The organism is Streptomyces sp. GL_141 (assembly GCF_057834385.1).
Window position 1 is genome coordinate 5525121 of record NZ_CM174402.1, and the last position, 24935, is coordinate 5550055.

Consider the following 24935-nt stretch of genomic DNA (forward strand, 5'->3'; position numbering starts at 1 on the left):
CACGTCACATACGGAAGATGCCGAAGCCCGAGTCGCCCAGGGGAGCGTTCGCGCACGCGGTCAGGGCCAGTCCCAGCACCTGCCGGGTCTCCATCGGGTCGATGACCCCGTCGTCCCACAGCCGCGCCGTGGCGTAGTAGGCGTTGCCCTGTTCCTCGTACTGGGCCCGGACCGGGGCCTTGAAGGCCTCCTCGTCCTCTGCGGGCCACTCCTGGCCCGCGCCCTCGATCTGGTCGCGCTTGACCGTCGCCAGGACGGAGGCCGCCTGTTCGCCGCCCATCACGGAGATCTTGGCGTTGGGCCACATCCACAGGAAGCGGGGGCTGTACGCCCGGCCGCACATCGAGTAGTTGCCCGCGCCGTACGAGCCGCCGACCACCACCGTGAGCTTCGGGACCCGGGTGCAGGCCACGGCCGTGACCATCTTGGCGCCGTGCTTGGCGATGCCGCCCGCTTCGTAGTCCCGGCCGACCATGAAGCCGGAGATGTTCTGGAGGAAGAGCAGCGGGATGCCGCGCTGGTCGCACAGCTCGATGAAGTGCGCGCCCTTCTGGGCCGATTCGGAGAACAGGATGCCGTTGTTGGCGACGATCCCGACCGGGTGCCCGTGGATCCGGGCGAAGCCGGTGACCAGGGTCTGCCCGAACTCCGCCTTGAACTCCTGGAAGCGGGAGCCGTCCACGATCCGGGCGATGATCTCGCGGGCGTCGTAGGGGGTGCGGGAGTCGACTGGCACCGCGCCGTACAGCCCGTACGGGTCGACCTTGGGCTCCTCGGGAGCCTCGACCGACCAGGGCAGCGCCTGGCGCTCGGGCAGGGTCGCCACGATGTTCCGTACGATCCGCAGCGCGTGGGCGTCGTCCTCCGCGAGGTGGTCGGTGACCCCGGAGGTCCGGGAGTGGACCTCGCCGCCGCCCAGCTCCTCGGCCGTGACCACCTCGCCGGTGGCGGCCTTCACCAGCGGCGGGCCGCCGAGGAAGATCGTGCCCTGGCCGCGGACGATGACGGCCTCGTCGCTCATGGCCGGTACGTACGCGCCGCCCGCCGTGCAGGAGCCGAGGACGGCGGCGATCTGCGGGATGCCGGCCCCCGACATGCGGGCCTGGTTGTAGAAGATGCGGCCGAAGTGGTCCCGGTCGGGGAAGACCTCGTCCTGCATGGGGAGGAAGGCGCCGCCCGAGTCGACCAGGTAGAGGCAGGGGAGACGATTCTCCAGGGCCACTTCCTGGGCGCGCAGGTGCTTCTTCACGGTCATCGGGTAGTACGTGCCGCCCTTGACGGTGGCGTCGTTCGCGACGATCACGCACTCGCGGCCGCTGACCCGGCCGATGCCGGCGATCACCCCGGCGGCCGGGGCCGCGCCCCCGTACATGCCCTCGGCGGCCAGCGGGGCCAGCTCCAGGAAGGGGGACCCGGGGTCGAGGAGGGCGTCCACGCGGTCGCGCGGCAGCAGCTTCCCGCGGGCGGTGTGCCGGGCGCGGGCCTTCTCGCCGCCGCCGAGCCGGGCCGCCTCCAGCCGGGCCCGCAGGCCCTCGGAGAGCTCGCGGTGGGCGGCCTCGTTGGCCCGCCAGGCATCGGACGCCGGATCGGCGGCGCTCGCCAGCACTGGTGCCTGCTGCATCGGTCGAGCTCCCTTGCTCGGTGCGCTCATGTTAGTGAGCGTTAACGCATGTGGGACTTAGGTTAACGACCGCTAACGGCCCTGTCTAGAATGGATTCCCATGAGCACCAGAGCGGCCGCCCCGACCCGGCGCGAGCAGATCCTCGGCGAGGCAGCGCGCCTCTTCGCCGAGCGTGGTTTCCACGGCGTGGGCGTGGACGAGATAGGGGCCGCGGTGGGCATCAGCGGCCCCGGGCTGTACCGGCATTTCGCGGGCAAGGACGCGATGCTCGCCGAGCTGCTCGTCGGCATCAGCGAACGGCTGCTGACGGGCGGCCGCCGACGGGTGGAGGAGGCCGCTGCTGCCCCGCACGGGGACAAGGCAGCCGTACTGGCCTCGCTGATCGACGGCCACATCGACTTCGCGCTCGACGACCGGGCGCTGATCACCCTCCACGACCGGGAGCTGGACCGGCTGCGCGAGGCCGACCGCAAGCTCGTGCGGCAGCTCCAGCGCAAGTACGTCGAGCTGTGGGTCGACGTCGTACGGGAACTGCACCCCGAGGTGGGCGAGGCGGAGGTACGCGTCTCCGTGCACGCGGTCTTCGGTCTGCTCAACTCCACCCCGCACCTGGCGGCGCTCGGCCGGGACGCGACGGAGTCGCTGCTGCGACGGCTCGCGAACGGGGCCTTCGGGGCGCTGTCGGGATGACCGGGCGCGTCCGCAGGTCGGGATGGACGGGACGGCTCCGGGTGCTCGGCGGCAGAATGGGCCGCATGCCGAAGCCGATAGAGACGCCTGTGCCCAGCCGAGCCGAACTCATCGACCACCTGGTCCGGACGCGGATCGCGGGGGACGTCGCCACTCCGCGCGACAACAACCTCTCCCACTACCGCAAGCTCGCCAACGGCGACCGGCACTACTGGCTGGGCCTGGAGCTGGGCGACCGCTGGACGGACGAGCAGGACGTGCTCGCGGTGATGGCCGAGCGCTGCGGCGTCGTGGACGACCCCGCGCACCGCGTCGGCCAGGACACCATCGACCCCGAGCTCACCGTGGCCGCCCTCGACCGGATGGCCGCGCGGCTGCACAAGGCCGCGCTGGACCGGCAGAGCGTGCTGCTGGCCACGGGGCACCCGGGCGGGCTGTTGGACGTCCACCGGGCCACCGCCGACGCGTTGCGCTCCGCGGGCTGCGAGATCGTGGTGATTCCGCCGGGGCTGGTCGCCGACGAGGGCTCGGTGTGGCAGTTCGCGGACGTCGCGGTGCTGGAGCGGGGGGCGACGCTGTGGCACACGCACTCGCCGGAGCCGATGGCGGCGATCCTGGACGGTTTGGCCGCCCACGGCCGCCCCCAGCCCGACCTGGTCGTCGCCGACCACGGCTGGGCGGGGTGTGCGGCGCAGCGCGGGCTGGACGCGGTGGGGTACGCCGACTGCAACGACCCGGCGCTCTTCCTGGCCGAGGCCGAGGGCACGCTGCAGGTGGCGGTGCCCCTGGATGACCATGTCCGGGACCCCCGCTTCTACGACCCTCTGGTCGCGTACCTCCTCGCGGGGGCGGGTCTGCTGTAGCCGAGGCGGTTGCCGGGGGCCGGTCCCCGGACCCCTGCGCCTCAAACGCCGGCGGGGCTGTGTTGTGGTTGGGGTCCGTCTGTGGGTGGGGGTGGGCTGCGGGTGGGTCGGTGCCGGGGCCGGGGTGGGGTGTTGGCCTGGACTGCATGATTTAGGCGCCCTGTGTCCTGCTCCGCCAGGCCGCGGGGTGTTTCCGCGCCACAAATCACGCTCTACGTCCAGGCCAACACCCCACCCCGTCCCCGACCCCGACCCGCCGGGCCCGACCCCTCAACCTCCGGCCCCGCCCGGGGGCGACCTTCCAGCCCCGCCCGGCCGGGGTTGGTCTTTTCAGCCGTCCGGCGTTTGAGGACCGGGTCCGGGCAGAGCCCGGGGAACGGGCGAAGGGTGGGTAGGGGAACTTCGCCCCGCGTAGCGGCAAGGGTCGCGGCGGGGACTTGGCCCCGCAGGGCAGCCCACCTGTACGCGCCAGCGGGCCCACGCCGGGGTTATCAAGATCGGGCATGTGCGTCAAGCCCCGAATGTGAGTGGCGTGACGCGGATCCCGCCAGAGGGTTTATTTGGAGTACGCCCTCACCGGGAAGCACCGGAAGAAATAGAGGGCAGGGAATCATCCCGGATCCTTTCCTGGATGATTTCCGAATCCCCTCCCCTTCCTTCCCTTTCTTTTCCGAATGGAGAACGGCCATGTTCAAGATCCTGTCGACCCGCCGCATCGTCCTCGCTTCCGCTTCCGTCGCCCTGCTGGGCGGTGGCATCGCCCTCCCCGCCACGGCCATGGCCGCCCCCACGACCGCCCCGCAGCACGTGGTGTCGCTCCTTCAGGACGACAGCGCCGACGGCATCGGCACCGGCGGCGACGCCAACGCCGAGAACACCACCGTCGGCGGCGACTCCCGCGGCGGCGACGCCAGCACCGGCGTCGGGAACTGCAAGGGCAAGTGCACGATCACCACGGGAGACGCCCGGGGCGGCGACTCCAGTGCCGACGCCATCAACACCGGCGACGCCACCGCCGTCGGCGGCGACGGCAACGGCAAGGGCGGCAACCTGAACAAGGTCAACAAGAACACCGTCAAGAACCAGCTCAAGCAGGACCTCAAGGCCAAGCTCGGCAACTGACACCAGCACACCACCCAGCAGAACGGCGCCCCCGGGAATCCCGGGGGCGCCGTCGTGCGTTCCGAGCCGCTATCAAGATCGGGTATGTGCGTCAAGCCCCGAATGTGAGTGGCGTGACGGGATTCCCGCCATCGGGTTTATTTGAAGTACGCCCTCACCGGGAAGCGCCGGAAGAACCAGAGGGCAGGGAATCACTCCGAATCCCTTTCCCTCCCTTTCCTTTCTGAATGGAGAACGACCATGTTCAAGATCCTGTCGACCCGCCGCATCGTCCTCGCCTCCGCTTCCGTCGCCCTGCTCGGTGGTGGCATCGCCCTCCCCGCCACCGCGATGGCCGCCCCGCAGCACGCGGTCTCCGTCCTTCAGGACGACAGCGCCGACGGCATCGGCACCGGCGGCGACGCCAACGCCGAGAACACCACCGTGGGTGGCAGCTCGCAGGGCGGCAACGCCGACAGTGGCGTCGGGAACTGCAAGGGCAAGTGCACGATCACCACCGGTGACGCCCGGGGCGGCGACTCCAGTGCCGACGCCATCAACAGCGGCGACGCCACCGCGGTGGGCGGCGAGGGGACCGGTACGGGTGGGAACCTGAACAAGGTCGACAAGCAGACCGTCAAGAACCAGCTCAAGCAGGACCTCAAGGCCAAGCTCGGCAAGTAGGCCCAGTTACCACCCCCACACGGCGGCGCCCCGGGAAACTCCCGGGGCGCCGTCCTGTGTGTCAGGCGGGGGGAGGGGAAGGGGTCGGGTCCAGGTAGACCCGGCGGATCGCCGGGAAGCGGTCGCGGAGCTGGGCCTCGGCGGTCTCGCAGGCTGCTTCCACCTGTGCCGCGGACGCCAGGTCGTGGAAGTCGATCTTCGCGGCGATCAGTACCTCCGAGGGCCCCTGCACGAGCGTGGTCAGCTCCAGCACGCCCTCGATGTGCAGGACGGAGAGCAGCTCCTCCCGCACCTCCGCCCGCATCCCCTCCGGCAGAGGCCGTCCGATCAGGTACTGCGCGTTGGAGCGGCCCAGTTCCCAGGCCACCCACACCAGCAGCAGCCCGATGAGGAGTGAGGCGACGCCGTCGTACACGCCCGATCCCGTGAGCTGCGCCCCGAGCAGGCCGCCCGCCGCCAGTGCCAGTCCGATCAGGGCGGCGACGTTCTCCAGGAGGACGGCCTTCACCGCCGTGTCCGGGGTGTGTTTCACGTACAGCCCCAGGGGCGCGCTCATCCGCGCCGCCTCGCCCTTGACCTGCCGCCAGGCGACCAGCAGGGAGTAGCCCTCCAGGACGGCGGCGACGGCCAGGATGATGTAGGAGAGGGTCGGATTGCCGGGGTCCTCCCCGTGCATCAGGGTGTGGATGCCGTCGTAGACGGCGAACACCGCGCCGCCGACGAAGGTGGCGATCGAGGCGAGGAGTGCCCAGATGTACCGCTCCGGCCCGTAGCCCAGCGGGTGCGCCTCGTCCGCCGGCTTCGCGCTCCGCTTCAGCGCGGTCAGGAGCATCACCTCGGTCACCGTGTCGGCCACCGAGTGCGCCGCCTCGGAGAGCATCGCGCTCGATCCGCTGACGACCCCGCCCACGGCCTTGGCGGCGGCGATGCCGAGGTTCGTGACCACGGCGACGATGACCGTGCCGACGCTCTCGTCCTCGCCCGGGGCCCCGTCGGGGCTCCCGTCCGGGCCGCCGCTTCCGGTTCCGCTTCCGTTCACCATCGCATCGCTGCTGGACATGGTGTGACGTTATGTCGGACGGCCGTACTACGCGCGCGGGACGCGCACCACGCCCTCCTGGATGACCGTCACGGCGAGCCTGCCGTCCTGCGTCCAGATCCGGGCCTGGCCCAGGCCCCGGCCGGCGGCGGCCGAGGGGGACTCCTGGTCGTACAGCAGCCATTCGTCGGCGCGGAACGGCCGGTGGAACCACATCGCGTGGTCGAGCGAGGCGCCGACCACGTCGCCGACCGCCCATCCGCCCTTCCCGTGCGCGAGCAGCACCGAGTCGAGCAGGGTCATGTCGGAGACGTACGTGGCCAGGCAGGTGTGCAGGAGCGCGTCGTCGCTCTCCAGCTTGCCGGCGGTACGGAACCACACCTGCGAGCGCGGTTCGACCGGTTCGCCGACGCTGCCCCAGGGCGGGACCGTCGCGTAGCGGAGGTCCACCGCGCCGCGTGCCTCGATGAGCCGTTCCACCGTGCCCGGGTCGCGGAAGATCTCCCGGTAGAGCGGGAGGGATTCGGCGGCCGTCGGGAGGGTCTCCGGATCGGGGGCGTCGGGCATCGCGGTCTGGTGGTCGAGGCCCTCCTCGTACGTCTGGAAGGACGCGGAGAGGTGGAAGATCGGCTGGCCGTGCTGGACGGCGACGACGCGGCGCGTGGTGAAGGAGCGTCCGTCGCGGATCCGGTCGACCGAGTACACGATCGGCGCGCCCGGGTCACCGGCGCGCAGGAAGTACGAGTGCAGCGAGTGCGCGGTGCGGTCCTCGGGGACGGTCCGGCCTGCCGCTACCAGGGCCTGGGCCGCGACCTGGCCGCCGAAGACCCGCGGTACCAGCGCGGAACGACTGGTACCGCGGAAGATGTTCTCCTCGATCTGCTCCAAGTCGAGCAGATCGAGGAGAGTCGTGAGGGCCTCGTTCATGGGTGAAGGCTAGATGCCTTACAGGCCCATCGACTTGGCGATGATGGACTTCATGACCTCGCTGGTGCCGCCGTAGATGCGGTTCACGCGGTTGTCGGCGTACAGGCGGGCGATCGGGTACTCGTTCATGTAGCCGTAGCCGCCGTGCAGCTGGAGGCACTTGTCGATGACGCGGTGCGCGACCTCGGTGCAGAACAGCTTCGCGGAAGCGGCCTCGGCGGCGGTGAGCTCACCGGCGTCCAGGGCCTCCAGGGCGCGGTCGGCGACGGCCTCGGCGGCGTCCACCTCGGCCTGGCAGGCGGCCAGTTCGAACTTGGTGTTCTGGAAGTGCGCGACCGGCTTGCCGAAGACGGTGCGGTCCGTGACGTACTGCTGGGCGAACCGGACGGCGGCCTTGGACTGCGCGTACGCGCCGAAGGCGATGCCCCAGCGCTCGGACGGCAGGTTGGCGCCGAGGTAGTAGAAGCCCTTGTTCTCCTCGCCGAGCAGGTCCTCGACCGGGACCTTCACGTCGACGAACGCCAGCTCGGCGGTGTCGGAGGTGCGCAGGCCGAGCTTGTCGAGCTTGCGGCCGATGGAGTAGCCCTCGGACTTGGTGTCCACGGCGAAGAGGGAGATGCCGAAGCGGCGGTCGTCCTCGCTGGGGGCGGAGGTGCGGGCGCAGACGATCACGCGGTCGGCGTGCACGCCGCCCGTGATGAAGGTCTTGGAGCCGTTGAGGACGTAGTGCGTGCCGTCCTCGGAGAGCTTGGCGGTGGTCTTCATGCCCGCGACGTCGGAGCCGGTGCCCGGCTCGGTCATCGCCAGGGCCCACATCTCCTCGCCGGAGACGAACTTCGGCAGGAAGCGCTTCTTCTGCTCGATGTCGGCCAGCATCTTGATGTAGGGGAGGGCGAGCAGCACGTGCACGCCGGAGCCGCCGAAGTTGACGCCCGCGCGGGAGGTCTCTTCGTAGAGGACGGCCTCGAACTTGTGGGTGTCCAGGCCCGCGCCGCCGAACTCCTCGGGGACGTTGATGCCGAAGATGCCCAGCTCGCCGAGCTTGTAGTAGAACTCGCGCGGGGCCTGGCCGGCCGCGAACCATTCGTCGTAGACCGGGACGACCTCGGCCTCGATGAAGGCGCGGATGGTCTCGCGGAACGCCTCGTGGTCCTCGTTGAACACCGTACGGCGCACGGCCGACTCCCTTCGTCGCGGCAGTCAGCCGCCCAATCTAAGCGCTTGCTCAGATTAAGTTACCGGCGAGTTGGTCGCGCTGTCCAGAGTGAGGTCGGGCACGTCGGCGCGGAGCTGCCCCGGAGGTCCTTCAGAAACCGTTGCAGACGGCCGAGGCGAAGGGGCCGGTGGCCGTCGCCGTGATGGGCGCGGAGTCGTCCACGGTCACCGAGCAGGTGGCGGTGCCGCCGTCGGGGCCCAGGGTGACGACCAGGGAGCCTCCCTTGACGAAGCCCTTCGTGGTGATCTCCTTGGTCCAGGGCAGGGTCCGGTCGCCGACCTGGCTGGTGGACAGGTTTCCGTCGCGCCAGGTCGAGTAGGTGATGGCCACGCCCGAGGCGGTGCCGGTGGCCGCGTACGCGATCTTGGCGGGCCGCGCGGCCTCCTCGGACACCTCGTTGACGAAGACGGCGAAGAGGGCTGCGCAGCCGCCGAGCAGGAGGAGGAGCAGACCGAGCAGGACCCACGGCCAGCGGCGGTGCCTCCGGGGCGGCGGGGGCGGGTAGGGAGGGGGCTGCTGGGGTGGGCGCGGTCCCCAGTGCGGGGGCTCCGAGGGCTTTGAGGGCCCCGAAGGCTCCGAGGGCTCCGAGGAGCTGTCCGGCCGGTTCATGTCCTCAGGGTGGACCCGCCCGTCTGCCGCCGCGACACGGCCTACGGGGCGTCCGGGCCATCGGAGTGCCGGAGCGCGAACCACAGCTCCATCCGGGTGTCCGGATCGTCCAGGTCGGAGCCCAGGAGTGCGGCCGCGCGGGCGATGCGCTGGCGGACGGTGTTGCGGTGGATCCCGAGCGCGGCCGCGCTGCGGTCCCAGCTGCCGTGGTGGGCCAGCCAGGCCCGCAGGGTCTCGCGCAGGGCGGGGGAGAGGGGGCCGAGCAGGGCCTCGGCGTGGGCCCGGGCCTCGGCCGCGCCGACCAGGCCCGCGAGGCCGGGCTCCGTGTGGCGGGCCAGCGGGGTACGGGCCGCCTCGGCGCGCTCCAGGGCCCGCCCGGCCTGCGCGTCGGCGCCGGGCAGGCCCTCGGGCCGGGTCGGGGCGCTCACCCCGAGCCGCCACCCGGGCTGCGGGCCGGGCTCGCGCTCGGTGAGCAGCCGTACGGAGTCCGCGGGCGCGGGGCCGACGGGCGCGGGGCCGACGGGCGCGGGGCCGACGTGTGCGGGGCCGACGTGTGCGGAGTCCTCGCCTACGGAGTCCCCGCGCGGGTCCAGCAGGACGGTGCCCAGCGCGGCCGCCAGGGCCCGCGGGTCCCCGGTGCCGCGGGCGTGTACGGCGTACCAGGGCCCGGGGCCCAGTGCCCCGGCCGGATCCCCGCCGAGCAGCAGGCGGGTCAGGGCGGCGGCCTCCGCCCCGGCCGGGCGGCGCGCGGTGAGCAGGGTCAGCAGGACGGCCGCCACCGAGGCGACGGTGTGGTCTCCGGGGGCCCGCGTCGGGGTCGCGAGGGCGAGGACCCACCCGTCGCCGAGGGCGTGGACGCTGAGGTGGAGCCCCTCGTGCGCGGCCGTGGCGGTGACCGCGGATCCGGGTGCGACCCGTCGGGCGAGTGCCCCGAGCACGTCGAGCACCTCCGCGTCGGGCGCCGCTCCGGCGGAGGCGCCGGGGACGGCCGGCGCGATCCGGCCCGGCCCCCCGAGCGTCGGCCCGACGGCACCCGCCCCGAAGCCCGACTCCCGGCGACTGTCCGGGCCCTCCGGCGTGGTGGACGCGGGCCCGGCTCCGGTCCCGGTCCCGGCGGGTGTGGGGCGAAGGGTGCTCGCTCCGGGGGTGGGTGTGAGTGTGGGGCCAGCCCCGGTGGGTGTGGGTCGAACGGCGCTCGCTCCGGGGACGGGCGTTGGTCCGGTCCCGGCCCCGGTCGGTGCGGGGCGAACCGTGCCTGCACCGGCGGTCGGCGCGGGCCCGGCCCCGGTCCCGGTGGGTGTGGGCCGCATGGCGGTCGCCCCGGCGGAAGGGCCGGCTCCGGCGGTGGCGGATGCGGGCCGAGCGGTGCTTGCCCCGGCGTCGGGTGCGGGTCCGGCTCCTGTCCCGGTGGGTGCGGGCCGCACGGTGCCCGCCTCGGCGGAAGGCCAGGGCCCGGCTCCGGCCCCGGTGGGTGCGGGCCGGACGATGCCTGCCCCCGCGGCGGGTCCCGCCCCGGTGGTCGACGGGGCGTCCGGACGGGCGGCGGGGAGCAGCCCGGCCCAGCCGCCCAGGGTCGCCGCCAGCCGGCGCAGGACCGCGGGCACCGGGTCCGGGCGGGCGGCGGCCGCCGCCAGGGACTGCTGGGCCTCGGTCACCCGGCGGAGCTCGGCCGTCCTGGCCCGTGCCATCAGCCGCCAGACGCTCCGGCCGACCGCCGTGAACGGGGTCCCGGGCGGCACCTCGACGAGGGGCAGACCGTACCGGTCGCAGGCCTCGACGAGGGACTGCGGCACGGTCGTGTACACCGGGGTCACCCCGAAGCCGATGGCCCCGACCCCGGCCCGGACCAGCCGCGCGACGTACGGTCCGGCGTCGACCAGCCCGGCGCCCACGTGTCCGGTGCCCGCGTGCCCGGCGCCCGTGTGTCCGGGACCTGCGTGTCCGGCATCCGCCGGTCCGGCACCTGGGTGCCCGGCGCCCGCGTGTCCGGGACCTGCGTGTCCGGCGCTGGCCGGGTCCGTGCCGACCGGGTTCGTACCGGCTGCCCCGGTGTGGGCGTGCCCGCTGTCCGCGTGTCCCGCGCCTCCGTGGCCGGGGCGAACGCCGGCGAGCCCGGCTCCCGCCGGACCGCCGCCCGCCCCTGAGGGCTGGGCCTGGCCGCCTGTGGCGTGGTCTGCTTCCCGGGTCGACCAGGCCTCCACCCCCGAGGGTTCGGTGTCCCCGGCCGCCCAGGCCCCTGCCCCGGAGGTCCCCGTCGGGCTGCCCACGGCGGGTTCCGTGTCCCCGGTCGGCGAGGCGTCCGCTCCCGAGGGTTCTGTCCGGCCGCCTGCGGCGGGCTCCGTGTCCCCGGCTGCCCAGGCCCCTGCCCCCGAGGGCTCCGCCCGGCCGCCTGCGGCGGGCTCCGTGTCCCCGCCCGGCCAGGCCCCCGCCCGGCCGTCCGCGGTCGGCCAGGTGGCCGGTTCCGTGAGGCTTGTGCCCGCCGTGAGGAGGAGTTCGCCGCCCAGGAGGTACGGGGAGGGGTCCGGCATCTCGGAAGCGTGGACTCCGTGCAGTTCCGCCTCGGCGGGGCCGGCCAGGTGGCGTAGGCCCAGCTCGTGGTCGGCGAGCAGTCGGGTGAGGGTGACCGGCGGGGTGGGCGGGGCTTCCATGGATACTCCGTACACATCGAGGGAGCCGGATGGATGAAACGTACACTTCGCGCCCCGGGGGTGTCCGTTTACGCTCGAAGGACCGCACCAGCATCACCAGGACCTCCCGAAGGGCACCCCCTCATGAGCACGCAGCCGCGCGGCCCCGTCGACTCCTCCCGCATCCCGCGCTACGCGGGCCCCGCGACCTTCGCCCGGCTGCCCCGCCTCGACGAGGTCGGCGGCAAGGCCGACGTGGCCGTCGTCGGCGTGCCGTTCGACTCCGGAGTCTCGTACCGCCCCGGCGCGCGCTTCGGCGGCAACGCCATCCGCGAGGCCTCCCGCCTGCTGCGCCCGTACAACCCGGCGCAGGACGCCTCCCCGTTCGCGCTCGCGCAGGTCGCCGACGCCGGCGACATCGCCGCGAACCCCTTCAACATCAACGAGGCCGTCGACACGATCGAGGCCGCCGCCGACGAGCTGATCGGCAACGGATCCCGCCTGATGACCCTCGGCGGCGACCACACCATCGCGCTGCCCCTGCTCCGCTCGGTGGCGAAGAAGCACGGCCCGGTCGCGCTGCTCCACTTCGACGCCCACCTGGACACCTGGGACACCTACTTCGGCGCCGAGTACACCCACGGCACCCCGTTCCGCCGCGCCGTCGAGGAGGGCATCCTCGACACCGAGGCCCTGTCCCACGTCGGCACGCGCGGCCCGCTGTACGGCAAGCAGGACCTGGACGACGACGCCAAGATGGGCTTCGGCATCGTCACCTCGGCCGACGTCTACCGGCGCGGCGCCGACGAGGTCGCGGACCAGCTCCGCCAGCGCATCGGCGACCGCCCGCTGTACATCTCCATCGACATCGACGTGCTGGACCCCGCGCACGCGCCCGGTACGGGCACCCCGGAGGCGGGCGGCATGACCTCCCGCGAGCTGCTGGAGATCATCCGCGGGCTCTCCTCCTGCAACCTGGTCTCGGCGGACGTCGTCGAGGTCGCCCCGGCGTACGATCACGCGGAGATCACCTCGGTCGCGGCCTCGCACACCGCGTACGAGCTGACCACGATCATGAGCCGTCAGATCGCTGCGGCACGCAGCGTCAAGTAGGCACGGCGCGCAGGCGAAGGCGAACCCGAAGGGCAACTAAGAGCGTGACGCACGACCACGACCTGGTACTCCGTCCCACCGAAGCCCAGAAGGCGGCCGCGCTCGCGCCGCCGCCGGGGCGCACGGGCGGGGACCTGGTCGTGGAGACGCTGCGCTCGCTCGGTGCGACCACCGTCTTCGGGCTGCCCGGCCAGCACGCGCTCGGCCTCTTCGACGCCGTCGGCCGCTCCGACCTGCGCCTGGTCGGACTCCGTACGGAGAACAACGCCGGGTTCGCCGCCGACGCGTACGGCCGGATGACCGGCGAGGCGGCCCCCCTCCTGCTGTCCACGGGCCCGGGCGCGCTCATGGCGCTCCCCGCCCTGGCCGAGGCGGCGGCGGCGTCCGCGCCCGTCCTGGCGATCTCCTCGCAGGTCCCGACCCCGGGCCTGGGCGGCGGCCGGCGCGGTCACCTGCACGAGCTGCGCGACCAGTCGGCCTCCTTCCGGGACGTGGTCAAGTCCGTGCACACCGCCCGGACCCCCTCCCAGATCCCGTCCGTGATCGCCGAGGCCTGGGAATCGGCGCTGACCGCCCCGCACGGGCCGGTGTGGGTGGAGATCCCGGAGGACGTGCTGCGCGCGGAAACCGTGGTCCCGCAGGTCACGGGCATGGACGCGACCCCGCACGAGCTGGCCCCGCGCCCGGAGCTGACCGCGCTGGCGGCGCACTGGCTGGAGAACGCCGAGCGCCCGGTGATCATCGCGGGCGGCGGGGTGATCCGTTCGGACGCGGCGGGCAAGCTGAAGCAGCTCGCGGAACGCCTGAACGCCCCCGTCGTCACCACCTTCGGCGGCAAGGGCGCCTTCCCCTGGACCCACCCGCTCTCCCTCCAGTCCTGGCTGGAGGACCGCCACATGACGGACTTCCTGGAGGACGCGGACGTCCTGCTGGTGGTCGGCTCGGGCCTGGGCGAACTGTCCTCGAACTACCACACGTTCTTCCCGGAGGGCCGGGTCGTCCAGATCGAGGCGGACCTCGGCAAGCTGGAGTCCAACCACGCGGCCCTCGGCATCCACGCGGACGCCCGCCTCGCCCTGCAGGCCCTCCTGGAAACGGTCGCCGAGCGCCCCGACCCGCAGGCCCCCGAGCGCGTCGCCCTGCTCCTCGCCGACATCGCGGCCCGGCTGGCCGAGCAGGACCTGACCCTGGAGCAGCGGCTCCTGACCTCGATCCGGCAGGCCCTCCCGCCCCGCTCCCCGTCGTTCTGGGACATGACGATCCTGTCCTACTGGGCCTGGTCGGCCTTCGACCCCAAGCACCCCAACACCATGCACTCGGCGCAGGGCTCGGGCGGCCTCGGCTACGCCTTCCCGGCGGCCCTCGGCGCGGCCGTGGCGGAGCCGGACACCCCGGTCCTCGCGGTCTCCGGCGACGGCGGCGCGATGTACTCGATCGCCGACCTGGCCACCGCCCGCCAGCACGACCTGGACGTCACCTGGCTGATCGTGGACGACGGCGGCTACGGCATCCTGCGCGCGTACGGCAGCGAGACGGGCACGACCCTGACCCGCCCCGACTTCGTGGCGCTGGCGGCCTCCTTCGACGTCCCGGCGACCACCACCTCCCCGGAGTCCCTCCGCGAGGACCTGGCCAAGGCACTCAAGACCCCCGGCCCCTCGCTGCTGGTCCTTCCGGCCGAGCTCAGGATGTTCGCCCCCACCCACGTCTGACCCACCCACGTCTGACGGGCGCGCGGGCCAGGTTAGGTTGGTACCGATCAGTCCCGGTCGCACGTCTTTGGTCGCAGATCCCTGGGGGAGCGTTGTCATTCGAGCAGGAGTGGGCCCGTCCGTGTCCATCCACGACCCCGTCGGGCGGCAGCCAGTGAGCGTCACCTCGGCCGCGGCCAAGCGGTCCGTGCTCGCCCTCGTCTGCCTGGTCGCGGCGGCCGGGTGCTCCGTGAAGCAAACCGGGCCCCCCGCCGCGAACCCGTGCGCGATCGCCGATCCGTCGGGCGAAAGGGATCTCCTCAAGCAGATCACCGGGTCCGGTGACTTCGACACCCGGATCAACGCCACCACCGGGCACCTGGTGGACAGCCTCAAGGCGGACTTGCGGGCGTCCTCCTTCTGGACGTCGCCGTGGCTCATGTGCGGGTACGTCCCCGCACAGCAGAAGAGCGGCGGCCGCGTGCAGCTGCAGGTCCGCTGGCAGTCCCTGGACAACAAGGAGCAACTCCCGAAGGACAGCGTGCCCGTCGAGGTGAACGGGGCCGTCGGCAGGGCCGACGACATCGGGTCGCTGCTGCGCGTGCGCTGCGACATGCCCGGCGACCTCCGGATCCAGTCCGACAAGGGCCTGCTGACGGTGGAGGGCTCCTTCGGAATCCGCGCCCCCCGGGCGAACATGACCCAGGCGGACCGGGACCGGCAGACCGCCTTCACCTACCTCATGGCCCGCCGCGTCACCGAAGCCCTCGGCTGCGAGAACAAGCCGCTGAAGCGGGCGCCCGTGGTGAAGGTGCTGCCGATGCCAACACCGACACCAACACCAACGCCAACTCACAAGTCCTGACCTCGGCCCCGACGGCCGTGCCGATGCCGTGGCACCGGGGGCAGCAGCCCCCGGCGCCGGCGGCCTCCGCGCGCGGCACCCCGTAGGCGCAGTACCGCGCGCGGATCCCGCGCAACCCAGTTCGAATTGTTGCGGCGGGATGAAATCCGCCGGTCGGAGCGTTGGCGCTTCCGGCAGGGCAGGACGAACGGGGAGGCAGTACGTGGCTACGGCGACGGCGGAAACGGCGGCTGGAAGCAAACAGGGGTGGGGCAGGCGGCTCGCCGCCTACACCTGGCGGTACAAGACCAATGTGCTGCTGGCCCTCGGGTCCTCGCTCGGTGGCATGGCCGTCATGGCGCTCGTGCCGCTCGTCACCAAGGTGATCCTCGACGACGTCATCGGCGACGAGAGCAAGCCCATGACGCCCTGGGCCCTGATGCTCATAGGCGCCGCGGTCCTCGTGTACGTGCTGACCTACATCCGCAGGTACTACGGCGGCCGGCTCGCCCTCGACGTGCAGCACGACCTGCGCACCGACATGTACGACACCATCGCCCGGCTCGACGGCCGCCGCCAGGACGAGCTGTCCACCGGGCAGGTCGTGGGGCGGGCGACCACCGACCTCCAGCTGATCCAAGGGCTGCTCTTCATGCTGCCCATGACCATCGGCAACTTCCTGCTCTTCGGGATATCCCTCGGCATCATGCTGTGGCTCTCGCCGCTGCTGACCGTCGTCGCGCTGCTCATGGCCCCCGCCCTCTGGTTCATCGCCAAGCGCAGCCGCAAGAAGCTCTTCCCCGCCACCTGGTACGCCCAGAGCCAGGCCGCCGCCGTCGCCACCGTCGTCGACGGGGCCGTCACCGGCGTCCGCGTCGTCAAGGGCTTCGGCCAGGAGGAGCAGGAGACCGGCAAGCTCCGCGAAGCCGGCCGCCGGCTGTTCGCCGGGCGGATGCGCGGCATCCGGATGAACTCCCGCTACACCCCCGCCCTGCAGGCCGTACCGGCCCTCGGCCAGGTCGCCATGCTGGCCCTCGGCGGCTGGATGGCCACCAAGGGGCAGGTCACCCTCGGCACCTTCGTCGCCTTCTCCACCTACCTCGCGCAGCTCGTCGGCCCCGTCCGGATGCTCGCCATGGTGCTCACCGTAGGCCAGCAGGCCCGCGCCGGCGTGGAGCGGGTCTTCGAGCTCATCGACACCGAGCCGGTGATCCGGGAGGGGACGAAGGAGCTCCCCGCGGACGCGCCCGCCACCGTCGAGTTCGACGACGTGCGGTTCGGGTACGACCCCGAGCGGCCCGTGCTCGACGGGTTCGGCCTGTCGATCGCCGAGGGGGAGACCGTCGCCCTCGTCGGGTCCTCGGGCAGCGGGAAGTCCACCGTTTCGCTGCTGCTGCCGCGCTTCTACGACGCCGACCGCGGCGCCGTCCGGGTCGGCGGCCACGACGTGCGCGAGCTGACCTACGACTCCCTGCGCGACGCCATCGGACTGGTCCCCGAGGACTCGTTCCTCTTCTCCGACACCATCCGCGCCAACATCGCCTACGGCCACCCCGGCGCCACCGAGGACCAGATCCGGGCCGCCGCCCGCGCCGCCCAGGCCGAAGGCTTCATCGAGGCGCTCCCCGCCGGGTACGACACCAAGGTCGGAGAGCAGGGCCTGACCCTCTCCGGCGGCCAGCGCCAGCGCATCGCGCTCGCCCGCGCCATCCTCACCGACCCCCGGCTGCTGCTCCTCGACGACGCCACCTCCGCCGTCGACGCCCGCGTCGAGCACGAGATCCACGAGGCGCTGCGCGCCGTCATGGCCGGCCGCACCACCCTGCTCATCGCGCACCGCCGCTCCACGCTCGCACTGGCCGACCGGATCGCCGTACTGGACCACGGGCGGCTCTCCGACGTCGGTACGCACGAGGAGCTGGAGCGTCGCTCCGCCCTGTACCGGCGGCTGCTCACCGACCCGGACGCGCTGGGTGCCGGCTCCCCGCGGACGCCCGAGGCGCCCTTGATGGAGGAGTTCGAGCGAGCCCTCGACCGGGACATGGAGCGGGGCATCGAGCTCGAAGCCGAGATCGACTCCGAGCCGGTCAACGCCAAGCGCCGGGTGGCCGGCGGGATCACCCCCGAGCTCTGGCAGCGCCAGGAGGAGGCGGAGGAGACCGTCGCCGCCGCCGGGATGTCCGCCACCCCCGAACTGCTCGCGCAGGTGGCCGCGCTGCCGCCCGCCGACGACACCCCCGACGTGGACGAGGCCCGCGCCGCGTCCGCCGAGGACAGCTACAACCTGGGCCGCCTGCTGCGCGGCTTCTGGGCCCCGCTCGCGATATCCCTCGGCCTCGTCGCCCTCGACGCCGGCTCCGGACTGCTCCTGCCCATCCTGATCCGGCACGGCATCGACCAGGGCGTCGAAGCGGCCGCCCTCGGCGCCGTCTGGGCGGCGTCCCTCCTCGCCCTCGGCGTGGTCCTGGCCCAGTGGGCCGCGCAGTTCGCCGAGACCCGGATGACCGGCCGCACCGGCGAGCGCGTGCTCTACGCCCTGCGCGTCAAGATCTTCGCCCAGCTCCAGCGCCTCGGCCTCGACTACTACGAGCGCGAGCTGACCGGCAAGATCATGACCCGGATGACCACCGACGTGGACGCCCTGTCCAGCTTCCTGCAGACCGGGCTCGTCACCGCCGTCGTCTCCGTCCTCACCTTCTTCGGCATCCTGGTCGCCCTCCTCGTCCTGGACGTGGAGCTGGCGCTGATCGTCTTCGCCACGCTGCCCCTGCTGATCATCGGCACCGTCTTCTTCCGCCGGAAGTCCGTGGCCGCCTACGAGCTCGCCCGCGACCGGGTCGGACTGGTCAACGCCGACCTCCAGGAGTCCGTGGCCGGACTGCGCATCGTCCAGGCCTTCCGCCGCCAGCGCGCCGGTGCCCTCCGGTTCGCCGAGCGCAGCGACTCGTACCGCGAGGCCAGGGTCCGCGGCCAGTGGCTGATATCCGTGTACTTCCCCTTCGTGCAGCTGCTGTCCTCCGGGGCGGCCGCCGCCGTGCTGATCGTCGGCGCGGGCCGGGTGGAGGCGGGCACGCTCACCACCGGTGCGCTGGTCGCGTACCTGCTCTACATCGACCTGTTCTTCGCCCCCGTCCAGCAGCTCTCGCAGGTCTTCGACGGTTACCAGCAGGCCACCGTCTCCCTCGGCCGGATCCAGGGCCTGCTGCGCGAGCCCACCAGCACCCCCCGCCCGGCCGACCCCCGCCCGGTCCCCGAGCTGCGCGGCGAGATCGCCTTCGAGGAGGTCGACTTCTCGTACGGCACGGCAGAGGAGCGCGGGCAGAAGGAACCGGCGCTCACCGGAATCAGCCTGCGCATCCCCGCCGGGCAGACCGTCGCCTTCGTCGGCGAGACCGGGGCCGGCAAGTCCACGCTGGTCAAGATGGTGGCCCGGTTCTACGATCCGACCTCCGGCCGGGTCACCGCCGACGGGGTGGACCTGCGCGAGCTCGACCTGACGGGCTACCGCCACCGCCTCGGCGTCGTCCCCCAGGAGCCGTACCTCTTCCCGGGAACGGTCCGCGACGCCATCGCCTACGGGCGGCCCGAGGCGAGCGACGCCGAGGTGGAGGCCGCCGCCCACGCGGTCGGCGCCCACGCCATGATCGCCACCCTGGACGGCGGCTACCTGCACACCGTCACCGAGCGCGGCCGCAACCTCTCGGCCGGCCAGCGCCAGCTGATCGCACTGGCCCGCGCCGAGCTCGTCGACCCCGACGTGCTGCTGCTCGACGAGGCCACCGCCGCCCTCGACCTGGCCACCGAGGCCCTGGTCAACCAGGCCACCGACCGGCTCGCGGGCAAGCGCACCACCCTGGTCGTGGCGCACCGGCTGACCACCGCCGCGCGCGCCGACCGGGTCGTGGTCATGGACCGCGGCCGGGTCGCGGAGGACGGCACCCACGCCGAGCTGCTGGCCCGCGGCGGCCGGTACGCCGAGCTGTGGCGCACCTTCGCGGGCGAGGACGAGCCGGCCGCCGTGGCGTAGGGCGGACGGGCCCGGCCGCACGACGGCGCCCCCGGGATTCCCGGGGGCGCCGTTCTGCTGGGTGGTGTGTTGGGGTCAGTTGCCGAGCTTGGCCTTGAGGTCCTGCTTGAGCTGGTTCTTGACGGTGTTCTTGTTGACCTTGTTCAGGTTGCCGCCCTTGCCGTTGCCGTCGCCGCCGACGGCGGTGGCGTCGCCGGTGTTGATGGCGTCGGCACTGGAGTCGCCGCCCCGGGCGTCTCCCGTGGTGATCGTGCACTTGCCCTTGCAGTTCCCGACGCCGGTGCTGGCGTCGCCGCCGCGGGAGTCGCCGCCGACGGTGGTGTTCTCGGCGTTGGCGTCGCCGCCGGTGCCGATGCCGTCGGCGCTGTCGTCCTGAAGGACGGTGACCGCGTGCTGCGGGGCGACGGAGGGGGCGGCCATCGCGGTGGCGGGGAGGGCTATGCCACCGCCGAGCAGGGCGACGGAAGCGGAGGCGAGGACGATGCGGCGGGTCGACAGGATCTTGAACATGGTCGTTCTCCATTCGGAAAAGAAAGGAAAGAGAGGGGAAAGGGATTCGGGGTGATTCCTTGCCCTCTATTTCTTCCGGTGCTTCCCGGTGAGGGCGTACTTCAAATAAACCCGATGGCGGGAATCCCGTCACGCCACTCACATTCGGGGCTTGACGCGCGTACCCGATCTTGGTAATTTCCGGCCTCGCCGTGGAGTCCCGGCAACACGCCGTGGGTGGATGAATCCATACGGTGATGGAATCCGCGCGATAGCGTCGGCCCCGACCAAACCCCAGGGGATCCCCGCGTCCGTATGTCACCGGACGTATCTGACCGACGGCCTCGGCGCGCGCACGCTTGGCCACAGTCGAATTGCTCCGCACGAGAACCCCGGAGAATTTCCGATGAACCAGCGTTCCTGGACCCGTCGCATCGTGCTGGCCACGGCCTCCGTGGCCCTGGCCGGCGGCATCGCCCTGCCCGCGACCGCGATGGCCGCACCGGCGGCCCCGTACTACGGCCACAGCAGCATCAGCGCCCTCGTGGGCAGCGCTTCCCCCGGAGCCTGTGAAGGGTTCTGCGAGGGGAGCAACAACATCGCCACGGGCGAGGGTGCCTCCGGCAGCTGCACGGGCCTGTGCCGCGACAGCACCAACACCGCCGTGGGCGACCGCGCCTCCGGCCTGTGCACGGGCCTGTGCGGCGACAGTGCCACCACCGCGGTCGGGGCGGGCGCGTTCAACGAGTGCTCGGGCCTCTGCGGCACCAGTACCAACACCGCCGTGGGTGACGGCGCCTCCAACCGGTGCAACGGCCTCTGCTTCGACAGCGTCAACACGGCCGTGACCGCGGACGTGCTGAGCCGCAGCAACCACACGGCCGCGAGCTCGACCGGCAAGACCGTGCGGGGCGGGGACGGCGGCGGCGGCGACCAGGGCGACCGCAGGGGCGGTGACGCCACCGCCACCAGCGGCTCCGCCAACGCGGAGAACACCACGGTCGGCGGCACGGCCACCTCGGGCTCCGCCGCTTCCGGTGTGGGCACGTGTATCGGCAGGTGCACGATCACCACCGGGAACGCGACGAGCGGCAACGCGAGTGCCGACGCGCTCAACACCGGCGACGCCATCGCGGTGAGCGGCGACGCGACCGCCACGGGCGGCAACTCCTGATACCGGGGGCCGACGCCAGACGGTTCGGGTTCGCAACGCACGGCGGACGCCGGAGGGGTCGGCCCTCTCCGGCGTCCGCGGCACGCGAAGGCGCCCCGGGAATCCCGGGGCGCCGTTCTGCTGGGTGGTGCGTGGGTGGCCGGCCGGCCGGGGTCAGCCGAGCTTGGCCTTGAGGTCCTTCTTGAGCTGGTTCTTGACCGTGTTCTTGTTGACCTTGTTCAGGTTGCCGCCCTTGCCGTTGCCGTCGCCGCCCACCGCGGTGGCGTCGCCGGTGTTGATGGCGTCGGCGCTGGAGTCGCCGCCCCGGGCATCGCCGGTGGTGATGGTGCACTTGCCCTTGCAGCTGCCCACGCTGCTGTCGGCGTTGCCGCCCTGCGAGGTGCCACCCACGGTGGTGTTCTCGGCGTTGGCGTCGCCGCCGGTGCCGATGCCGTCGGCGCTGTCGTCCTGAAGGACGGTGACCGCGTGCTGCGGGGCGACGGAGGGGGCGGCCATCGCGGTGGCGGGGAGGGCTATGCCACCACCGAGCAGGGCGACGGAAGCGGAGGCGAGGACGATGCGGCGGGTCGACAGGATCTTGAACATGGTCGTTCTCCATTCGGAAAAGAAAGGAAAGGGAGGGGAAAGGGATTCGGGGTGATTCCCTGCCCTCTTCTTCTTCCGGTGCTTCCCGGTGAGGGCGTACTTCAAATAAACCCGATGGCGGGAATCCCGTCACGCCACTCGCATTCGGGGCTTGACGCGGGGATGCTTTCCTTGTAAAAGCGCCGCTCGCGTCTCCTCGTACACACACCGGAGCCCCGGGTCCGTCGTGCGGACCCGGGGCTCCGGTGTGCTGTCCCTCTCGGGCGGTGTGAATCGCGGCCGATCCTCATGTCCTCGCGATGTGGGAAACGGGCTCGTCTCCCTCCGTGCCGTCGTCGAGGATCACGTCGGGCGGCCCGCAGGGGGCGGTGATGCACTGCCATTCCGGCTTGTCGGGAGCCTGGAAGACGGGGGGAGGGCTGTGCTTGCCGGGGCGCTTGCCGTGCTTCTTCTTGCCCCACGTGTCCGGGCCGTCCTTGGCGGGATTGTTCTTGCCGATCAAGGCCTCGTCGGTGCGGAGCAAGAGGGTGGACTCGTTGCCGGTGTCGTCCGCCCTGACCGCGTGCGTACTCGCGGGGGTGGCGGCGAGCGCGGTCGCGGGTGCGAGCACGCCGCCCGCTACGAGGGCCGCCGATGCGGCGAACAGGACGAGGCGCGGCTTCCTGGAAGCGTGGTTCATGACTGCTCTCCTCTGGTGAGCGAGGCGGATGGGGGTTCGTCCCAGTACGCCCCGCCACCCGTGCGGTGTCACGACCCGACATCTCGCGGCTTGACGGAACCCGCCTCCCCGGCTAGCCGCCGCCAGGACTAGAGCTCGCCGAAGAGCAGGTTGCCCGGGGCGTCCTCTTCGGTGCCGGTGTAGTACTCCCGCACCGCGCCGAGGAGCTCGTCCACGGAGAGGAACCCGTCGTGGTCCGCGTCGATCCGGGCGAAGAGCGCGTCCGTGTCCTCGCGGCCCAGCTTCGTGTCGAAGGCCGTCTGGGCCTTCTGGAACTCCTCGGGGCTGATCCGCCCGTCGTCGTCCTTGTCGGCGACCAGGAGCATCGCGTGGGCCATCGGCCGGAACGACTTGTCGTACGCCGCGAGGTCGTCCTGGAAGAGGCGCTTCATGCCCTGCTTGTACTCCTCCGGCGTGACCTTCCCGTCCCGGTCCATGTCCAGCTCGGTGAAGAGCTCCTGCCAGAAGTCGACCAGCCCGCCCATCACCTGGGTCGCCTTGGGGGAGGTCGCCGGCTCGCCGAGGGCCGACAGCAGGCGGGAGCCGAGCCCGATGATGTCGTGCTCGTCGATCACCTGGTCCTCGTTGACGTCGAGGTGGGCGAAGGCGCGGTCCAGCTTGCGGTCGAGCAGGTCGTTCGTCATTTCAAGTGCCTTTCACGGCTACGGTGCGGGGTCCTGCGTTCACCTAGCGTAATCTCCAGCGTGATCACGAACTCCTGTTATCCCGCTAGGAAGTTGTGGATGCACTCTTACGAGGTATGGGTCAACGGCGTCGCGGAGCCCGGCACTCGATGGGTCTACTGGCCGCGGGTGGGTCAACTCCTCCGCGAGCCCTTCGAGGTGCTCGGGCTCAAGGCCCGGCTGGAGCGCGGCGAGGACCTGCCGTACGACGACCGGCTGCTGGCCGGCCGCGTCGCCCTGTCCGCCCCCGAGCAGGGTCTGCGCGCCCTGGCCGCCGCCCGCGCCGCCCAGCCGGGATGGGCGGCGGTCCCGCTCGCCGAGCGGATGGAGCTGCTGCACGGCATCCACCGGGCCGTCGTCGAGCGGCGCGAGGAGCTGACCGGGCTGCTGGTCGCCGAGGGCCACCCCGTACGGCTGGCCGCCTGGGAGCTGGACTCCGTCACCGCCTCCTTCCACCCGGACTCCGTCGCCGACTTCGCCGGGCGGCTGCGGGAGCCCGAGCGCACCTCGGCCGGCCGCCGGACCCGCATGGTGCGCAAGCCGGACGGGGTGGTGTGCCTGAGCCCGCCGCGCAACGCCCCGACCTCCAACTCCTTCTACGGGGCGATGGCGCTCGCCGCGGGCAACAGCCTGGTCGTCAACGCGCCGCCGACCGCCCCGCTGGGCGTCAGCTTCGTCTACCGGGAGATCGTCGCCCCGCTCCTGGAGCGGCTCGGCGCCCCGCCCGGCACCCTGAACGTGGTCTGTACGCACGCCCGCGCCGTGGTGCGCCAGTGGCTGGACAGCCCCGACTGCGACGACCTCGTCTTCTTCGGCGGCTCCGAGCAGGGCCTCAAGCTGGAGCGGGACTGCGTGGCCGCGGGGAAGAAGCCCGTACTCGAACTGTCGGGCAACGACGGGGTGCTGGTGTGGCACGACGCCGAGACCGATCTCGCGGCGCGGGCCCTGTGCGAGCGGTACTACGGCTCCGGGCAGATCTGCATGACCCCGAAGTTCGCCATCGTCCATCCGGAGGTGGCCGACCGGCTGCTGAAGGAGCTGATGGAGCAGGTGCGGGAGATCCGGCCCGGGCCGCCGGAGGATCCGCGCACGGTGCTGAGCCCGGTGGTGAAGCGGGCGGAGTTCACCGAGGTGCTCGGCGAGGTGCTGGCGGCCGGCGGGGAGCTGCTGTGCGGCGGCGAGTTCGTCGACGTGGACGACGAGCCCTCGGCGGCCGGGCCGTTCATCCGCCCGGCGGTCGTCCGGGTGGACGGGCTGGCCGCGGCGGCCCGGCTGCGCGCCTTCCGCGAGGAGACCTTCTTCCCGCTGCTGTGCGTGGTCGTGCCCGAGGAGCCGGTCCGGCTGGAGGAGGCCATCGGCTTCCTGAACGCCAACCGCTACGGGCTGCGCAACTCCCTGTGGAGCCGGGACGAGCGGGTCGTCGAGCGGTTCTGCGAGGAGGTGGTCAACGGCGGCATGCTGAAGGTCAACGACTCGCACATCGGCTGCCTGCCCGCGATCCCGTACAACGGCGGCACGGGAGCCACGGGCGGCATCTTCGGCGAGGCCAACCTGCCCGCCGTGCGCACCACCCACCTCCAGTCGATCGCCGTCGCCACCCTGGTCCGGCCGCGGGAGTCCGTCTTCGAGCACGCGGCGGCCTGCGGGACTGGTCCGGCGGGTCCGGCGGCTTCGGCGGGTCACATGGGGTGAGTTCTTGTTCCGGGCAACCATTCGGGGCGGCCCGGCGTCGTACGAACGTGCGCACGTTGTACGTACGACCGATGGGGGACAGGGTGCTGAAGGCGCGGAACCCGCGGAGGCGATGGGCCGCCTGCGCGGGGGTGATCACCATGACGCTGTGGCTGGCCGTGGCCGGACTGCTGGCGGCGCAGCCCGCGCAGGCCGCGACCGGCGGGTGCGCGGGGAACCTGGTGCGGACGCTGCCGTTCTCCACGGGGGAGGTGCGCGTCTACAAGACCCGCGACCGGGCCTGCGCGGTGGCGGTGGCCCGGGAGCCCGGTCAGCGGCGCTCGATGGCGGTGAGCATCCAGCCGCGCGGCGGCTTCCCGGTACGCGATGCGGGGCAATTCACCCGGTACGCCGGCCCCGTCACGGCCCACGCGATCAACCGCTGCGTGTATGTAAAGGGGAGCGTAGGGGCCGGATCCGTCGATTCCGGCTGGATCCTTTGCTGATGGAGCGGCCCAACTAGGTCTGTTCAGCCGCGTGTTCCCCCGGCTAGGTTCACGGC

At 72.3% G+C, this 24935-nt stretch carries 21 protein-coding genes; 11 read left to right on the forward strand and 10 right to left on the reverse strand.

Translation table 11 applies throughout. The annotated features are described in order from the left end of the window. Positions 1–4 precede the first annotated feature (4 nt). Positions 5–1621 carry a carboxyl transferase domain-containing protein gene (locus tag AC3IX6_RS24565; RefSeq protein WP_489364645.1) on the reverse strand — a complete coding sequence of 539 codons (1617 nt, stop codon included), beginning with the start codon at positions 1619–1621 and terminating at the stop codon, positions 5–7. A gap of 100 nt (positions 1622–1721) precedes the next feature. On the opposite strand from AC3IX6_RS24565, the gene AC3IX6_RS24570 reads away from it, so the two are divergent. The 4 genes from AC3IX6_RS24570 to AC3IX6_RS24585 all read left to right on the forward strand — a co-directional run bounded on the left by AC3IX6_RS24570 (position 1722) and on the right by AC3IX6_RS24585 (position 4960). Continuing rightward, the gene (locus AC3IX6_RS24570) at positions 1722–2312 is read left to right on the forward strand and encodes an SACE_7040 family transcriptional regulator (protein ID WP_489364647.1); all 591 of its coding nucleotides are present in this window, start codon (positions 1722–1724) and stop codon (positions 2310–2312) included. Between the two features lie 56 nt (positions 2313–2368). After that, complete coding sequence (locus tag AC3IX6_RS24575) at positions 2369–3175, forward strand: phosphatase (protein WP_489371548.1); 807 nt, start codon at positions 2369–2371, stop codon at positions 3173–3175. A gap of 687 nt (positions 3176–3862) precedes the next feature. Further along, entirely contained in the window at positions 3863–4297 is a 435-nt protein-coding gene (locus AC3IX6_RS24580) for a hypothetical protein (RefSeq protein ID WP_489364648.1), read from the forward strand. 240 nt (positions 4298–4537) lie between these two features. After that, a complete protein-coding gene (locus AC3IX6_RS24585; protein ID WP_489364650.1) occupies positions 4538–4960 on the forward strand; it encodes a hypothetical protein in 423 nt (140 codons plus the stop codon). 61 nt (positions 4961–5021) lie between these two features. Here AC3IX6_RS24585 and AC3IX6_RS24590 read toward each other — a convergent pair whose 3' ends face one another. From AC3IX6_RS24590 to AC3IX6_RS24610, 5 genes are all read right to left on the reverse strand, one after another. Next, positions 5022–6020: a cation diffusion facilitator family transporter gene (locus AC3IX6_RS24590; RefSeq protein WP_489364651.1), complete on the reverse strand. Its 999-nt coding sequence runs from the start codon at positions 6018–6020 to the stop codon at positions 5022–5024. 27 nt (positions 6021–6047) lie between these two features. After that, positions 6048–6926 carry an acyl-CoA thioesterase II gene (tesB, locus tag AC3IX6_RS24595; protein WP_382976001.1) on the reverse strand — a complete coding sequence of 293 codons (879 nt, stop codon included), beginning with the start codon at positions 6924–6926 and terminating at the stop codon, positions 6048–6050. Positions 6927–6944: 18 nt separating this feature from the next. Continuing rightward, positions 6945–8102, reverse strand: a complete 1158-nt coding sequence (locus tag AC3IX6_RS24600) for an acyl-CoA dehydrogenase family protein (RefSeq protein ID WP_266957923.1) — start codon at positions 8100–8102, stop codon at positions 6945–6947. A gap of 130 nt (positions 8103–8232) precedes the next feature. Then, entirely contained in the window at positions 8233–8751 is a 519-nt protein-coding gene (locus tag AC3IX6_RS24605; RefSeq protein WP_489364653.1) for a hypothetical protein, read from the reverse strand. 41 nt (positions 8752–8792) lie between these two features. Next, complete coding sequence (locus AC3IX6_RS24610; protein ID WP_489364654.1) at positions 8793–11399, reverse strand: helix-turn-helix domain-containing protein; 2607 nt, start codon at positions 11397–11399, stop codon at positions 8793–8795. A 123-nt stretch (positions 11400–11522) separates the two neighbouring features. On the opposite strand from AC3IX6_RS24610, the gene speB reads away from it, so the two are divergent. The 4 genes from speB to AC3IX6_RS24630 all read left to right on the forward strand — a co-directional run bounded on the left by speB (position 11523) and on the right by AC3IX6_RS24630 (position 19053). Further along, positions 11523–12491 carry an agmatinase gene (gene speB / locus AC3IX6_RS24615; protein WP_489364656.1) on the forward strand — a complete coding sequence of 323 codons (969 nt, stop codon included), beginning with the start codon at positions 11523–11525 and terminating at the stop codon, positions 12489–12491. 44 nt (positions 12492–12535) lie between these two features. Further along, positions 12536–14203: a thiamine pyrophosphate-binding protein gene (locus tag AC3IX6_RS24620; RefSeq protein WP_489364658.1), complete on the forward strand. Its 1668-nt coding sequence runs from the start codon at positions 12536–12538 to the stop codon at positions 14201–14203. Between the two features lie 121 nt (positions 14204–14324). Beyond that, on the forward strand, positions 14325–15047 hold the full coding sequence (locus AC3IX6_RS24625; RefSeq protein ID WP_489364660.1) for a hypothetical protein: 723 nt from the start codon (positions 14325–14327) through the stop codon (positions 15045–15047). A gap of 139 nt (positions 15048–15186) precedes the next feature. Then, positions 15187–19053, forward strand: coding sequence for an ABC transporter ATP-binding protein (locus AC3IX6_RS24630; RefSeq protein WP_489364661.1), 3867 nt, complete (start codon positions 15187–15189; stop codon positions 19051–19053). Between the two features lie 75 nt (positions 19054–19128). On the opposite strand, the gene AC3IX6_RS24635 is transcribed toward AC3IX6_RS24630, so the two are convergent. Next, positions 19129–19563, reverse strand: coding sequence for a hypothetical protein (locus AC3IX6_RS24635; protein WP_489364663.1), 435 nt, complete (start codon positions 19561–19563; stop codon positions 19129–19131). 385 nt (positions 19564–19948) lie between these two features. Between AC3IX6_RS24635 and AC3IX6_RS24640 the strand changes: the two genes are divergently transcribed. Continuing rightward, positions 19949–20716: a hypothetical protein gene (locus tag AC3IX6_RS24640; protein ID WP_489364665.1), complete on the forward strand. Its 768-nt coding sequence runs from the start codon at positions 19949–19951 to the stop codon at positions 20714–20716. Positions 20717–20869: 153 nt separating this feature from the next. Here AC3IX6_RS24640 and AC3IX6_RS24645 read toward each other — a convergent pair whose 3' ends face one another. The 3 genes from AC3IX6_RS24645 to AC3IX6_RS24655 form a co-directional block, all read right to left on the reverse strand. Continuing rightward, on the reverse strand, positions 20870–21301 hold the full coding sequence (locus AC3IX6_RS24645; RefSeq protein WP_489364667.1) for a hypothetical protein: 432 nt from the start codon (positions 21299–21301) through the stop codon (positions 20870–20872). A 286-nt stretch (positions 21302–21587) separates the two neighbouring features. Beyond that, the gene (locus tag AC3IX6_RS24650) at positions 21588–21980 is read right to left on the reverse strand and encodes a hypothetical protein (RefSeq protein WP_489364669.1); all 393 of its coding nucleotides are present in this window, start codon (positions 21978–21980) and stop codon (positions 21588–21590) included. Between the two features lie 128 nt (positions 21981–22108). Next, positions 22109–22663 (reverse strand): EF-hand domain-containing protein, encoded by a 555-nt coding sequence (locus tag AC3IX6_RS24655; RefSeq protein ID WP_489364671.1) that lies wholly within the window; start codon positions 22661–22663, stop codon positions 22109–22111. A gap of 99 nt (positions 22664–22762) precedes the next feature. Here AC3IX6_RS24655 and AC3IX6_RS24660 point away from each other — a divergent pair, with 99 nt between their 5' ends. Both AC3IX6_RS24660 and AC3IX6_RS24665 read left to right on the forward strand, forming a co-directional pair. Then, complete coding sequence (locus AC3IX6_RS24660) at positions 22763–24394, forward strand: aldehyde dehydrogenase family protein (protein ID WP_489364672.1); 1632 nt, start codon at positions 22763–22765, stop codon at positions 24392–24394. A gap of 71 nt (positions 24395–24465) precedes the next feature. After that, positions 24466–24879, forward strand: a complete 414-nt coding sequence (locus AC3IX6_RS24665) for a hypothetical protein (RefSeq protein WP_489364674.1) — start codon at positions 24466–24468, stop codon at positions 24877–24879. The last annotated feature ends 56 nt before the right edge of the window (positions 24880–24935 follow it).